The organism is Stenotrophomonas sp. YJH_SMC_19 (genome assembly GCF_059367915.1).
Map to the genome: position 1 here is coordinate 91,843 of NZ_JCAFRI010000008.1, position 14,566 is coordinate 106,408.

Consider the following 14,566-nt stretch of genomic DNA (forward strand, 5'->3'; position numbering starts at 1 on the left):
AGCACTCGCCGGATGCGCGCGCTGCCTTCCTCCCATTGTCGAGAGTTTCCATGTCCCAGCTCCGCCGTTCCCCCGCCCTGCTCTGCCTGGCCCTGTTGCCGCTGTTCGCCGCACCGATCGCCCACGCCAAGGATGACCACTGGACCTTCGAGGTCGCTGCCGGCGGTGGCGTGGCGCCGCGCTACAGCGGCAGCGAGGAGTATCGTGCGACGCCGTCGTTGTCCTTTGATGTCACCTCGCCGGGTGGATGGTTTCTGGGCACCAGTGGCATTGGCTGGGGCACCTCCATCGGCGAGCACACCCGCGTGCGCGCGTATGTCGGCGCCAGCGGCATCCGCAAGGAAAAGGACTCGCTGCTCGGCGGTTCCGACTTCCTGCGCGGCATGGGTGATATCGATGCCCGTCCCCTGGTCGGCGTCTCGGCTGGTTATACGCTGGGCGAAGCCGTGCTGAGCGGCTCCTGGCAGTTCACCCGCAAGGACGAGGACAAGGCAGAGAACGGCCTGGCCACCCAGCAGATCCATCTGAACCTGAGCATGCCGCTGTTCGACCTGGCCGGCGGCGTGGTCAGCGGCAGCGTGTCCACCGACTACGGCAACCGCGGCTACATGCAGACCTGGTACGGCGTCAGCCCGGAACAGGCGGCGCGTACCGGCTTTGCCGAGCACAAGCCAAAAGCCGGCCTGGTCAGTGCCGGTGTCGGCCTGAAGTGGAGCCACCGCGTGGGCCGCAACGGCAACTGGTACATCTCGGCCGAAGGCACGCGCCTGCTCGGTGATGCCGCCGACAGCCCGATCGTGCAGAAGGCGAACCAGTTCGGCTTGATGAGCGGCTATACGCACCGCTTCTGAGTGAGCGCCGGGCATGGCCCGGCATACTTCGCAGGAAACGGGGCGCTGCGGCCAGGCGGCGCCCCGTGTGAATCACGCTTTGGCGAACACCAGGCGGCCGCCGTCGTTTCCGACTTCGATGGTATCGCCGTTGACGAAAGCACCCGACAGGATCTGCTGTGCCAGCGGATTCTCCAGCTGCGACTGGATTGCACGCTTCAACGGGCGCGCGCCATAGACCGGATCGAAGCCGACGTTGCCGAGCAGGTCGAACGCCGCATCGGAGACCGCCAGCTTCAACCCGCGCTCGGCCAGCCGCTTCTCAAGCCCACGCATCTGGATGCGCGCGATCTGCTTGATCTGCTGCTTGTCCAGCGGGTGGAACACCACGATGTCGTCCAGGCGGTTGATGAACTCCGGACGGAAGTGCGCCTGTACCACGCCCATCACCGCCGCCTTCATCTGCGTGTAGGCCTCCGGACTGTCGTCGGCGCTCATGTCCTGGATCTGGTGCGAGCCCAGGTTCGAGGTCATCACGATGACAGTGTTGCGGAAGTCCACGGTACGGCCCTGTCCATCGGTCAGGCGGCCATCGTCCAGCACCTGCAGCAGGATGTTGAACACATCCGGATGCGCCTTCTCCACTTCGTCCAGCAGTATCAGCGAGTACGGACGGCGACGCACGGCCTCGGTCAGGTAGCCACCTTCCTCGTAGCCGACGTAGCCCGGAGGCGCGCCGATCAGGCGGGCCACGCTGTGCTTCTCCATGAATTCGCTCATGTCGATGCGGATCATCGCGTCGGCACTGTCGAACAGGAATTCGGCCAGCGACTTGCACAGCTCGGTCTTGCCGACACCGGTCGGGCCGAGGAACAGGAACGAGCCGGCCGGGCGATTCGGATCGGACAGGCCCGCACGCGAACGGCGCACGGCATCGGAGACGACCTTGATCGCTTCTTCCTGGCCGACCACGCGGTTGTGCAGCACCTCTTCCATGCGCAACAGCTTGTCGCGCTCGCCTTCGAGCATCTTGTTGACCGGGATGCCGGTCCAGCGCGATACGACCTCGGCGATCTCCTCGTCGGTCACGCGGTCCTGCACCAGCTTGAAGTCCTTGTGCTCGGCCTCCTGGGCCGCGGCCAGCTGCTTTTCCAGCTGCGGCAGCAGCCCGTACTGGATCTCGCTCATCTTGGCGAAATCCTGGCGGCGCTGCGCGGCCTCCAGCTCCAGCTTGGCCTGCTCGACCTGTTCCTTGATCTTGGTCGCGCCCTGCAGCGCGGCCTTCTCCGACTTCCAGATTTCATTGAGGTCGGAGAACTCGCGCTCCAGCCCGTCGATGTCGTTTTCCAGGTCGGCCAGGCGCTGCCGCGAGGCTTCGTCCTTCTCCTTCTTCAGCATCTCGCGCTGGATCTTCAGCTGGATCACCCGGCGCTCAAGGCGGTCCAGCTCTTCCGGCTTGGAGTCGATCTCCATGCGCAGTCGCGAGGCGGCTTCGTCCATCAGGTCGATGGCCTTGTCCGGCAGCTGGCGGTCGGTGATGTAGCGGTTGGACAACGTCGCAGCCGCGACGATGGCCGGATCGGTGATCTCCACGCCGTGGTGCACGGCGTACTTTTCCTTCAGGCCGCGCAGGATCGCGATGGTGTCCTCCACCGACGGCTCGCCCACGAACACCTTCTGGAAACGACGCTCCAGCGCAGCATCCTTCTCGATGTACTTGCGGTATTCGTCCAGCGTGGTGGCGCCGATGCAGTGCAGCTCGCCGCGTGCCAGCGCTGGCTTCAGCATGTTGCCGGCATCCATCGCGCCATCGGCCTTGCCGGCGCCGACCATGGTGTGCAGTTCGTCGATGAACAGGATGATCTGGCCTTCGTTCTTGGCCAGGTCGTTGAGCACGCCCTTCAGGCGCTCCTCGAATTCGCCGCGGAACTTGGCCCCGGCAATCAGCGCGCCCATGTCCAGCGACAGCACGCGCTTGCCGCGCAGGCCTTCGGGCACTTCGTCGTTGATGATGCGCTGGGCCAGCCCTTCCACGATCGCGGTCTTGCCCACGCCGGGTTCGCCGATCAGCACCGGGTTGTTCTTGGTCCGGCGCTGCAGCACCTGGATGGTGCGGCGGATTTCCTCGTCACGGCCGATCACCGGGTCGAGCTTGCCGCTCTCGGCACGCGCGGTCAGGTCGATGGTGTATTTCTCCAGCGCCTGGCGCTGTTCCTCGGCATTCTCCGACTGCACGTTCTCGCCGCCGCGCAGCTTGTCGATCGCCGCCTGCAGGCGGGTCTTGTCGGCACCGGCGGCGCGCAGCGCCATGCCCAGCGTGCCGCCGTCGTCCAGCGCCGCCAGCACGAACCACTCGCTGGCAATGAAGGCATCCCCGTGCTGCTGGGCCAGCTTGTCGGTCTGGTTCAGCAGGCGCCCCAGGTCGTTGCCCATCGAGACGTTGCCAGCCTGGCCGGACACCTTCGGCAGCGCATCCAGCGCCTCGGTCAGGCGCTCGCGCAGCACCGGCACGTTCACCCCGGCCTGGGCCAGCAGCGGACGCGTGCTGCCGCCCTGCTGGTCCAGCAGCGCGCTGAACAGGTGAACGGGTTCGATGATGCTGTTGTCGCGGCCCACGGCCAGCGACTGTGCGTCTGCCAGCGCCTGCTGGAAACGCGAGGTGAGCTTGTCCATCCGCATTGCGAATCCTCATCGGTCATCAGGGCCGGCCCGCGCCGGCGATGCTGGAAAGATGCGGTTGCCCCACCCGGTTTCAAGGGTGGCTGCGACTGCACCCCGAGGCCAGTCAGGCTTCGGCCAGCATGCCGGAACCGGTGTGGTCGGCGCGTTGATCCCGATCAGTTCCACGCGGTGAACGGGCTCAGCGGGTGATCGCGCTGCGGATCGCCCGCAGCTGCTGCTTGACCGCCCGCGCCTGGGCGGCATCCATCCGCAGCAGCGCCTTCTGCCCGATCGAGCGCGACTGCAGGGTGGGATCGACAAAGCGGTAGCGGCCGCGTTCATCGCGCTGTACCACTGGGGGCTGGGCCAGTTCCGGGGTGTCCAGCAGGTGGTCGATCACCGCGACCAGGCGGTCGTTGAAGTACCCGTCGGGCCGGCCCAGGTCCACATAGGCCTGCTGGATCAGCGGATAGAAGCGCTTGTAGGCGGTGGCCGTTGCCGCCGGGTCCAGCGCGGTGAAGGCCTGCACGTAGGGCGCGTAGCGCGCCGCGTTGCTGGCGGCGATGCGTTCGCCGCCCTCGGCGGGTTCGACCTGCAGGCTGCCCGGCAGCGGCCGCGCGGCCAGCGCGGTCGGCGGCACGCTGGGCTTGTCCAGGTTGTCGAGCTGGGTAACCAGGCGCTGGATCAGGTGGTCGCGCAGCAGCAGGGTCAGTGGCCCCTCGCCCTGGAACAGCTGGCTCAATGCGCCCCAGGCCGCCGCATCGCTATCGGCCAGCGTTGGCAGCGCCGGGTCGGCCGCGGCCTCGGTATCCAGCGGATGCCTGATCGGCGGTGGTGCCGGCGCGGGCTGCGCGGCCGCCTGCGGTTGTGGCGGCGCGCCGGTACTGGCGGGGGTTGATTGCACCGGCACCGAAACACCGTCTGCCAGGCGCTTCAGCTGATCGCGGAACAGCCAACCACCGGCACCACCGATCACCACCACGCCCAACACCCAGGGCCATACCGCCTTTCCACTCTGCATGATGCAGCACCTCGTTCCATACGCATGGTGAAGGTGTGACCCCACCGATTGCAGCCGGTTCCCCGCCTGTTCCGCTGCCGTTCGGGTTGAGGCCTGCAGCAAGGCCGTGCTCACACTTGCTTTGCATGCAGCGCGCGAGGCTGTGAGCCTTGTTCTGTGGAGGCACTGCCATGCAGTACGCGCTGTATTACTGGACCGGCATCCAGGGCCGTGGCGAGTTCGTGCGGCTTGCGCTGGAGGACGCCGGTGCCGACTACATCGACATGGCGCGGGTGCACGGCGATGCGGTGATGCAGCCGTTTCTCGATGGCGGCAGTGAAGGTGCGCAGCCTTTCGCGCCGCCATTCCTGAAGGCGGGCCGCCAGGTCATTGCACAGGTCGCCGCGATCCTGGATTTTCTCGGCCCGCCGCTGGACCTGGTGCCGCAGGCGGCCTCGCGGCGGGTGCAGGCGCTGCACTTGCAGCTGACCATCGCTGATCTGGTAGCCGAGGTGCACGACACCCACCATCCGATCGCCGCATCGAAGTACTACGAAGAGCAGAAGACCGAAGCCAAGGCACGGGCCGCCTCCCTGCGTGGCGAACGGCTGCCGAAGTTCCTCGGCTACTTCGAGCAGGTGCTGGCCGCCAATGGTGGCCGCCACGCACTGCGCGAGCATTCCTATGTGGATCTGTCGCTGTTCCAGCTGCTGAGCGGACTGGACTACATGTTCCCGCGCCGCATGCAGGCACTGGCGCCGACCCTGCCCCTGCTGCGTGCGCTGCAGGAGCGGGTGGCAAAGCGGCCGAACATCGCCGCCTATCTGGCCTCGGAGCGGCGGTTGCCGTTCAACACCAACGGCATCTTCCGCCACTACCCGGAACTGGATGGAGAGCGGTAGTGCCGGCCGCTGGCCGGCAGCTGCACGATCCGACCGAAGCCCATGAGGATGCCGGCCAGCGGCCGGCACTACCGTTGGGTCAGTTGCTTTCACCCAGCGGCTGCACCGGCTGCTTCTGCAGCGAAAGCAACCCCAGCAGCAACGCCAGTGCCACGTAGGCACCAGCGAACTGCCAGCTGATGATGCGCGCCAGGCCGTCCAGCTCCCACGGCAGGTAGATGCCACCGCGCGGATCCACCGAGTGGATCAGCCCGAACAGGGTCAGCACCGCAGCCACCAGCAGGAAGCCGCAGGCACGGCGCAGGCGGCCATCGACCATCGCCGCCACCGCCGAAATCCACAGCATCGAGGTGATGATGAAGCCGTTGCCGAGGGTGAAGATCACCGCCAGCTCGGGCAGGCCATGGCCGTCGAGCTTGGTCAGCAGCTGCGGCAGCTGGTCCGGCGCGATCCAGCCGGGTGCCTTGATCGCCAGCAGGTACGCCACCGACGGCAGGAAACCGAACACCATCGCACCGGTGTGGTGACGCGGCGTGGCCTGGAAGGCCTGGGTAGTGATATCGATGGCCACGTACACGATGATCGGTGCCAGCACCGCCAGCGGCAGCCACTGCACCAGCCCGGAGATGATGCCGAGCATGCCGCCGATGCCGACGAACAGGCCGGTCAGCAGCGTATAGCCGCTGCGCGCACCCATGTGCTTGTACGCCGGCTGGCCGATGTAGGGCGTGGTCTGCGCCACGCCGCCACAGACGCCGGCCACCAGCGTGGCCACCGCTTCCACCAGCAGGATGTCGCGGGTGCGGTAGTCGTCGCCGGCTGCGCGCGCGCTTTCAGAGACGTTGATGCCACCGACCACCATCAGCAGGCCGAACGGCAGCAGCAGCGGCAGGTAGGTCATCGCGGTGGGCAGGCCGTCGAGGAAGCCCAGTGTCGGCAGCGGCAGCACCACCTGCGGCGGCACCCACTCCGGTACATGGAAGCCGGGTGCGCCCAGCCCGGCCAGGCCGAGGCCGTAGTACAGCACGGTGCCGAACACGAAGGCCAGCAGCACGCCCGGGCCACGCACCGGCAGCTTGCCCTTGGCGATCAGCACGTACAGCAGCAAACCGAGCGTGGTGAAGCCGACCAGCGGCGAGCGCAGCGTTTCCAGCAGCGGCAGCAGACCCATCAGCACCAGCGCGATGCCGGCGATGGAACCCAGCAGCGCGGCTCGCGGCAGCGCGCGGGTAACCGCTTCGCCGAAGAACGACAACACGAACTTGAGCACGCCCATGATGACCAGCGCGGCCATGCCCAGCTGCCAGGTGGCGATGCCCGCAGCATGCGGGTCCATGCCCTGCTGCTTGAACGCGAGGAAGGCCGGGCCGAGCACCAGCAGCGCCATGCCGATGCTGGTCGGTGCATCCAGGCCCAGCGGCATGGCGGTGACGTCGTCGCGGCCGGTACGCGCGGCCAGCCGGCGCGCCATCAGGGTGTACAGCAGGTTGCCGACCAGCACGCCGAAGGCGGTGCCGGGGAACATGCGGCCGAACACCACGTCGGCAGGGAACTGGAAGATCCCGACCAGGGCCATGGCGATGAAGCCGAGGATGGAGAGGTTGTCGACGACCAGGCCGAAGAAGCCGTTGAAGTCGCCGGCGACGAACCAGCGACGCGGTGCGGCGGAAGCGGGAGCGGACATGGAAGGGGCGGTGGGGGTGGGGACCGCCGATGGTAGGCCCAGCGGGGCCAGCGCGCCAATTCCGTCGTGGAATGATGGGTTCCAGCCAACGGCGGGGCCCCTCGTGGCTGGGGGGGGGCGTCAAAAGCAGCTTTATCGGAGTGGGCCGGTCGGGATGGGCTGCGCAGGACACGCCGTAAACCCATCCCTGGGGGCTCGATGGCGCCATCCATGGCGCCAACGGTCCTGCGCAGCCCATCCCGACCGGCCCCTGATAATTCCTTGCGCGTGCCAGCCACGGAAAGGAATCAAAGGATCAAAAGCAAAAGCGGGTCGCTTCGCTCTGAGCCGAGCATGGCTCGGCTCTACACGAACAATTCGATCATTTCCACGCTATCCACGCAGGGCGTGGATCTACCGACAGATCGCAGGAAACTGTCGAAGGTGGGGTGGGTCCGGTTGCGGGGGTGTCCGCGGCATGGATGCCGCGGCCAAGCCCCCAGGGACGGGTTTACGGCGTCCCCCGCAACCGGACCCACCCCGCCATCCCTCAGGAAGCCCGCTTCTGCTCTGGCTCCGGCTCGTAGCGGGTGCAGGGCGCAGCCCTGCATCAAACCCACCCCGTTACTTCTTCAGGAAGTTGTCCACCAGCAGATGCTTCACGTCGTCGAAGCGGCCGTTCAACACCGCCTTGGCTGCATACAGCGCGGTACCGGCCACCTGCTTGGCCTCGATCTGCGGCGGCATCACCAGCTCGGCGCGGCTGGTATGCACGTCCAGCAGCGCCGGGCCACGCTGCGACAGGAAATCCTGCACCGCTTCTTCCAGATCCTCGCTGCGCGTCACCGTGCGGCCGTGGAAGCCGATCACTTCGGCAAGGCGGCCAAAATCCGGGTTCTTCAGGTCGGTGTAGTTGTCCAGCAGGCCTTCCACCTTCTGCTCCAGCTCGACGAAGTTCAGCGAGCCATTGTTGAACACCACCACCTTGATCGGCAGGTTCTCCTGCACGGCCGTCAGCAGGTCGCCCAGCAGCATCGCCAGGCCGCCATCGCCGGACAGCGAAATCACCTGCCGGCCGGGGAACGCCTTCTGCAGGCCCAGTGCCTGCGGCATTGCATTGGCCATCGTGCCGTGCAGCAGGCTGGTCAGCGTGCGGCGGCGACCGTTGACGCGGATATGCCGCAGCACCCAGACCATCGGCGAGCCGCCGTCAGCGGTGAACAGCGCATCGTCGCTGGCGTACTTCGACAGCAGCGCGGTCAGATGCTGCGGGTGGATAAGCTCGCCCTCGCCCGGCTGTTCTTCCTGCTCGCGCTTCTTCAGCGCCTTGTCGCGACGTTCGATACATTCGTCCAGGAAACTGCTGTCCTCGCGCGGCGGCAACATCGGCAGCAAGGCATCCAGCGTCGGTGCGATATCACCGACCACGCCAAGGTTCACCGGGTGGCGGCGGCCGAGATGGCTGCCATCGCGGTCGACCTGGATGATCGTGGCCTTGTCCGGGTAGAACTGGCCCCAGGCGAAGTCGGCGCCGAGCAGCAGCAGCGTGTCGCACTCCATCAGCGTGTGGAAGCCGGATTCGATGCCGAAGATGCCGGTCATGCCCATGTTGTACGGGTTGTCCGGCTCAACGAAATCCTTGGCGCGCGAGGTGTGCGCGATCGGTGCCTGCAGGCGCCGGGCCAGTTCCAGCAGCTGTGCGTGCGCCCCCTGGCAACCGGCGCCGGCGTAGATGCCGATGCGCTTGCCCTGCCCCAGCAGCTCGGCGATGCGCTGCAGCTCAGCATCCGACGGGCGCAGTACCGGCTGGGTGTAATGCACCGAGAACGGCACATCGTGCTTCACTTCGGCCTGGCTGATATCGGCGGGCAGGATCGCCACCGCCACGCCACGGCGGCTGATCGCGGCCTGGCAGGCCAGGGTGACCACGCGACGCGCCTGCTCGGCGCTGTGCACCTGCTCGCAGAACACCGAACAACTGGCGTACACCGCCTTGAAGTCCACTTCCTGCGGAAATTCCATGCCCAGCTCGCTGGTCACCACCTGGCTGGCGATCAGCACCATCGGCGCGCGGTTGCGGTTGCTCTCGAACACGCCATTGATGAAATGCAGGCTGCCGGGGCCGCAGGAGCCGGCGCAGGCGGTCAGTTCGCCGCTCACCAGCGAATCGGCGCCTGCGGCAAAGGCTGCTACTTCCTCATGCCGCACATGCACCCATGCGATCTCGCTGCCATGCATCGCATCGGTCACGTGGTTGAGCGTATCGCCCACGATGCCATAGCAACGGCGGACACCGGCCTGCTGCAGGGCATCCACCACGATTTCGGCCACGCGCTTGCTCATCGGATACATCCTCGAACGGGGGAACGTCCGAGGCTAGACCCGATGAAGTGATGCCTCCGCAAAAAAAGGGGACGGAGGGAATCAAGTCGTATGTGCCGCAAACGACTTGATTCCCTCCGTCCCCTTTTTCTTCAATCGTTGACGTTGATCCAGCCCACCACCGCGCCCTGCTTCACGTTGCGGTAGCGCAGCTTCACCCAGCCGTCCTGTTCATCCAGCAGGTCCACGCGATCACCCTGCACCAGGTAACGCTTGGTGCTGGACGCGCCGGGTCGGTCGAACAGGAACAGGCGCGCGGGTACCACGGTCGCCTGCTGCCCCTGCAACGGCCCATCCGGCGGTGCGCCCATGCCATCGGCAATCGCGCTCTCCAGCACACGGCCGGCCGGATCATACGTGCGCCAGACCGCCAACGGGCCCTGCTCGTCGGTCTGTTCCCACTGCAGCGCGGCGTTCAAGGTATCGCCCAGCATCAGCACGCTCTCAGAGCGATACAGATGGAGCTTCGCGCCTGCAAACCGGTACTGGTCGGTGTACCACATCGGGCCACTGCGGCAGCTGCTGGTCAGCGTTCGAGTGGCAGCATCCACGCTCAACCCCATCAGGTCACCGCAACTGTCCTTGCCGTGGGTGTCGGCCTGCAGCGCGCGGAACCCCGCACTGGCCGGATCGAACCGGTACACCGTCACCGCTTCGTTGACCATGCCCACCGAGGCGCGTGCGACCAGTTCCGGGTAGCCATCGAAATCGACATCTTCGAGCGACCATCGCGAACTGCCATCGGCATCCGCCGCGCCCTCAAGCGTCTGGCGCTTGCCCGACGGTGACAGCTGCACGGCGATGCTGCCGTCCTGCTGCGGATCGGCGTGCGCCTGCACATGCGCGGCCACCTGGAACCGCAGCGTTTCGCCGTCGTCGCCACTTGCCTGCGCCGACGGTGCCAGCACGCCCGCCAGCACCAGGCCCAGCACGCATTCCCTGCAATTCATCATTGCTCCCTGCGGCACCGCGGCGGCACCTTCAACTCAGAACGATACCTCGACCGGCTGCCGCGACCACAGCACCGATTGATGCTTGGTCTGCTGCTTCCACGCCAGGCGGATCGCTTCGATATCGGCGCGGCGCTGCTGGGTGTCCTCGTGCAGCACCACCAGCACCTTGGTGCGCAGGCGGTTGGGCGCGGCATCACCGCGGAACAGCCATTGGCCATAGGCATCGAACACGGTCAGGCCATCCGGGAAGCGCGGAGTGACTTCCTTGTCCAGGAAGGTGCGCCACTGCGCCTCGCTGATGGTATCGGCCTGCGGGCGGTTGCCGGCGCCCTGCTCCTCGCCCACGCCGAAATACAGCTCGCTGCGCACCCAGCCGTGGCCGGCGGACGGGCGTGCAGCATCGCCCTTCAGTTCGGCGGTGGTGGCCGTGGCATAGGCGCTGGGCGCCTGCGAGGACAGGCTGGCGCAGCCACTGGTGGCCAGCAGCACGGCGAAGACGAGGCCAAGGTGTTTCATCGATACAGCTCCGGGGAAGGGGGACAAGGCGAGCCGGCAGCGTACAGCGCCACCGGCCCGGCGTGCTGATGCCAGCAGGGCATCAACTCATGCCGGACCGGCAGGGGCTTGCATCGGCACCGGTCATCACGCGAAGATAATATATCGCTTCATCCGGATGGATGTAAGTGAAACCATCTCCCCCCTTCCCCGTCGTCGTTGTTGCTGGAGCCCCCATGTCCGTCCGCCTGCCCGCGTCGCCGCTCGGCCTCGCCATCGCCCTCGCGCTTTCCTCCGCCGCCGTCCCGGCCCTGGCCCAGGACGCCACCAACCTGGACACCGTTATCGTCACCGGCACCCGTGCCGCCGACCGCACCGTGCTCGAATCCACCTCGCCGGTGGATGTGCTCACCGCCGAGGACATCCGCAAGGCCGGCGTGGTCAACGGCGAGCTGGGCAGCGCGCTGCAGGCGCTGTTGCCGTCGTTCAACTTCCCGCGCCAGTCCAACTCCGGTGGCGCCGACCATGTGCGCGCCGCACAGTTGCGCGGCCTGTCGCCGGACCAGGTGCTGGTGCTGGTCAATGGCAAGCGCCGCCACCACACCGCGCTGGTCAACACCGACAGCAAGATCGGCAAGGGCACCACCCCGGTTGATTTCAATTCGATCCCGGTCAGCGCGATCAAGCGCATCGAAGTACTGCGTGATGGCGCTGGTGCGCTGTATGGCTCGGATGCGGTGGCCGGTGTGATCAACGTGATCCTCGACAACGGCGGCGACGGTGGCGAGATCGAGGCCAGCTACGGCGCCAACCACACCGACCTCAAGCCGATCGGCCGTACCCTCACCGACGGCCAGACCGGCAACATCAGCGCCAAGGTCGGCACCTCGCTGGGCGAGGACGGCGGCTTCCTGCGCCTCGGCCTGGAATACAAGCACCGCAACGGTACCAACCGCGCCGGCTTCGACCAGATTCCGCCGTGGGACCAGACCCCGGGCAACCTGGCGCTGCAGGGCAAGCGCAACTATGTGCTGGGCGATGGCAAGAGCAAGGACATCAACCTGTGGCTGAACACCGAGATCCCGATCGGCCAGACCTCGACATTCTATGCGTTCGGCACCTTCAACCAGCGCGATACCGAAGGCGCGAACTACTACCGCTACCCCGATGGCGATGCCAACTGGAAGGAGGTCTATCCGAATGGGTACCGGCCGATCTCCGAGGGCGAGAACCGCGACGTGCAGGCCGTGGCCGGCGTGCGCGGGCAGTGGGGCGAATGGAGCTACGACGGCAGCCTGGACTACGGCCAGAACGACTTCACCTACCGCCTGCGTGATTCGCTCAACGCCTCGCTGGGCCCGACCAGCCCGACCCGCTTCAAGACCGCCGATTACGAATACGCACAGACCGTGGGCAACTTCGACCTGAGCCGCGTGTTCACCCAGAACGACAGCATCAGCCACACCCTGGGCCTGGGCGTGGAAGCGCGCCATGAGCGCTACCAGACCCGTCCCGGCGACCCGGCCAGCTATGCGGCCGGCCCGTACACCGACCGCCCGACCGGTTCGCAGGCCGGTGGCGGCTTGACCCCGCAGGACGCGGCCACCCTGTCGCGCGACGTCGCCAGCGCCTACGCCAGCCTGTCCAGTCAGTTCGGCGAGAAGTTCTCCACCGATCTGGCCGCGCGCTACGAGCACAACGACGACTTCGGCGGTGAACTGACCGGCAAACTCGGCCTGCGCTATGAATTCACCCCGGCGTTCGCGCTGCGCGGTGCCATCTCCAACAACTTCCGTGCGCCGTCGCTGGCACAGATCGGCTACGAATCCACCTCCACCGGCTACAACGCTGGCGGCCAGCTGGTGCAGGGCCGCCTGTTGTCGGTCAACAACCCGATCGCGCGTGGCCTCGGTGCGCAGAACCTGAAGCCGGAGAAGTCGATCAATACCTCGCTGGGCTTCACCAGCCGAATTGGCGAGCACTTCGACCTGTCACTGGACTTCTTCCAGATCGACATCGACGATCGCATCGCGCTGTCGGAGAGCATCACCGGCGATGCACTGACCGACTACGTGGCCGCCAACTACGGCGTCAGCGGCCTGCAGAGCGCCAGCTTCTTCGTCAACGCCGCCGATACCCGCACCCGCGGCGCCGAGCTGGTGAGCAACTGGCGCCAGTCGCTGGGTGATGGCCAGCTGCTGCTGACCGGCACCTATGCATACACCAAGACCACGCTGAAGAACGTGCTGGCCACCCCGGCCCAGCTGCGCGCGCTGAACCCGGACTACGTGCTGTTCGGCATCGAAGAGACCAACACGCTTACCGATGCCACGCCGCGTACCCGCGGCAGCTTCTCTGCCGCGTGGAGCAACGACCACTGGTCGCTGAGCACCCGTGTGAACCGCTACGGCAGCGCCACCCGCGTGTTCAACTTCGGTGACGGCTACATCCCGCGCCAGACCTACCAGGCCGAGTGGCAGCTGGATGCGGAGGTCGAATACCGCATCACTCCGCGCTGGAGCGTGGCCATCGGCGGCCAGAACCTGACCGACAACTACCCGGATCGATCCAACAGCGATATCCACTACTTCGGCAACCTGCCGTATGACGTGCTGTCGCCGATCGGCAGCAACGGCGCGTACTACTACGGTCGCGTCCGCTATACGTTCTGATCGCATTGGGCGGGTGCGGACCGTTGGTCCGCACGACACGGTAGTGCCGGCCGCTGGCCGGCAACTTCGTGATCCGGGTGCGGATCTGCTTTGGGGGGGGCGGACCGTTGGCCCGCACTGTTTGAGCTGGATGCAGGCTGACCTGCCGTGCCGACCAACGGTCGGCACCCACCGAAGCAGGGCCGTAGCCTGCCCTCGACCCCGCGTACACGCCCACGCTGGCAAGCTGGGCGTCATGGCTGAACCGCTCCCCCTGCGTCCGCCACCGCCATTGCTGGACGACGCCTGTGCGTTGTTCCTCGATGTCGATGGCACCCTGATCGAATTCGCTGCACGCCCGGATGCCGTGCAGCTGCTGCCGGATGTGCGTGAAGCCATCGGCCGCATCAGCGACCGCCTGGAAGGTGCCGTGGCACTGGTCAGTGGTCGCCCGCTTGAACAGCTGGATCAACTGTTCGCCCCCCTGCAACTACCCGCCGCCGGCCTGCACGGCCATGAGCTGCGTGGCGAAGACGGTCGTGTGCTGCGCGACGAACACGACGACGACACGGCCGAATGGCTGCACGCGCTGCACCAGCAGGCGATGCGCTTCGCCCATGGGCATCCTGGCGTGCTGGTGGAAGACAAGGGCGTCGGCCTGGCCTTGCACTGGCGTGGTGCGCCGCACGCCGCCAGCGATGTCCGCGCGTTCGCTGACCGCCACGTGCGCGGCCGCACCAGCTACCGCCTGCAGCCTGGCGACCATGTGGTCGAGTTCGTGCCTGTCGGCACCGACAAGGGCCGTGCCGTGCGCCGGATGATGCAGTACCTGCCCTTCCGCGGCCGCCTGCCGGTGTTCCTCGGTGATGACCTCACCGACGAATTCGGCTTCGATGCCGCCAACGGCCAGCATGGCTGGAGCGTGCTGGTGGGTGAACGTGAACCCAGTGCGGCCGTGTTCGCGCTGCCCGACATACGCAGCGTGCACGCCTGGCTGCGTGAGAATGCCTATTGACCCGGCCAACCCCC

General features: G+C 66.7%; 10 protein-coding genes. 4 read left to right on the forward strand and 6 right to left on the reverse strand.

From position 1 onward, the window contains the following. The first annotated feature begins 50 nt into the window (after positions 1-50). Complete coding sequence (locus tag AC5P5R_RS10800) at positions 51-851, forward strand: MipA/OmpV family protein (RefSeq protein ID WP_005410774.1); 801 nt, start codon at positions 51-53, stop codon at positions 849-851. 72 nt (positions 852-923) lie between these two features. Here AC5P5R_RS10800 and clpB read toward each other — a convergent pair whose 3' ends face one another. Next, a complete protein-coding gene (clpB, locus tag AC5P5R_RS10805) occupies positions 924-3,509 on the reverse strand; it encodes an ATP-dependent chaperone ClpB (protein WP_012481080.1) in 2,586 nt (861 codons plus the stop codon). A 181-nt stretch (positions 3,510-3,690) separates the two neighbouring features. Next, positions 3,691-4,512 carry a DUF3014 domain-containing protein gene (locus AC5P5R_RS10810; RefSeq protein ID WP_100438354.1) on the reverse strand — a complete coding sequence of 274 codons (822 nt, stop codon included), beginning with the start codon at positions 4,510-4,512 and terminating at the stop codon, positions 3,691-3,693. A gap of 170 nt (positions 4,513-4,682) precedes the next feature. Here AC5P5R_RS10810 and AC5P5R_RS10815 point away from each other — a divergent pair, with 170 nt between their 5' ends. Further along, on the forward strand, positions 4,683-5,393 hold the full coding sequence (locus tag AC5P5R_RS10815; RefSeq protein ID WP_100438355.1) for a glutathione S-transferase: 711 nt from the start codon (positions 4,683-4,685) through the stop codon (positions 5,391-5,393). A 79-nt stretch (positions 5,394-5,472) separates the two neighbouring features. Here AC5P5R_RS10815 and AC5P5R_RS10820 read toward each other — a convergent pair whose 3' ends face one another. From AC5P5R_RS10820 to AC5P5R_RS10835, 4 genes are all read right to left on the reverse strand, one after another. After that, complete coding sequence (locus tag AC5P5R_RS10820) at positions 5,473-7,077, reverse strand: SulP family inorganic anion transporter (protein ID WP_100438356.1); 1,605 nt, start codon at positions 7,075-7,077, stop codon at positions 5,473-5,475. Between the two features lie 603 nt (positions 7,078-7,680). After that, positions 7,681-9,399 carry a thiamine pyrophosphate-dependent enzyme gene (locus AC5P5R_RS10825; protein ID WP_100438357.1) on the reverse strand — a complete coding sequence of 573 codons (1,719 nt, stop codon included), beginning with the start codon at positions 9,397-9,399 and terminating at the stop codon, positions 7,681-7,683. Between the two features lie 131 nt (positions 9,400-9,530). Continuing rightward, a complete protein-coding gene (locus AC5P5R_RS10830; RefSeq protein WP_100438362.1) occupies positions 9,531-10,388 on the reverse strand; it encodes an XAC2610-related protein in 858 nt (285 codons plus the stop codon). Positions 10,389-10,424: 36 nt separating this feature from the next. Beyond that, the gene (locus AC5P5R_RS10835) at positions 10,425-10,907 is read right to left on the reverse strand and encodes a DUF3574 domain-containing protein (protein WP_005414295.1); all 483 of its coding nucleotides are present in this window, start codon (positions 10,905-10,907) and stop codon (positions 10,425-10,427) included. A gap of 215 nt (positions 10,908-11,122) precedes the next feature. On the opposite strand from AC5P5R_RS10835, the gene AC5P5R_RS10840 reads away from it, so the two are divergent. Both AC5P5R_RS10840 and otsB read left to right on the forward strand, forming a co-directional pair. Next, the gene (locus AC5P5R_RS10840; RefSeq protein WP_100438358.1) at positions 11,123-13,558 is read left to right on the forward strand and encodes a TonB-dependent receptor plug domain-containing protein; all 2,436 of its coding nucleotides are present in this window, start codon (positions 11,123-11,125) and stop codon (positions 13,556-13,558) included. A gap of 235 nt (positions 13,559-13,793) precedes the next feature. Then, the gene (gene otsB / locus AC5P5R_RS10845) at positions 13,794-14,552 is read left to right on the forward strand and encodes a trehalose-phosphatase (RefSeq protein ID WP_005410783.1); all 759 of its coding nucleotides are present in this window, start codon (positions 13,794-13,796) and stop codon (positions 14,550-14,552) included. The last annotated feature ends 14 nt before the right edge of the window (positions 14,553-14,566 follow it).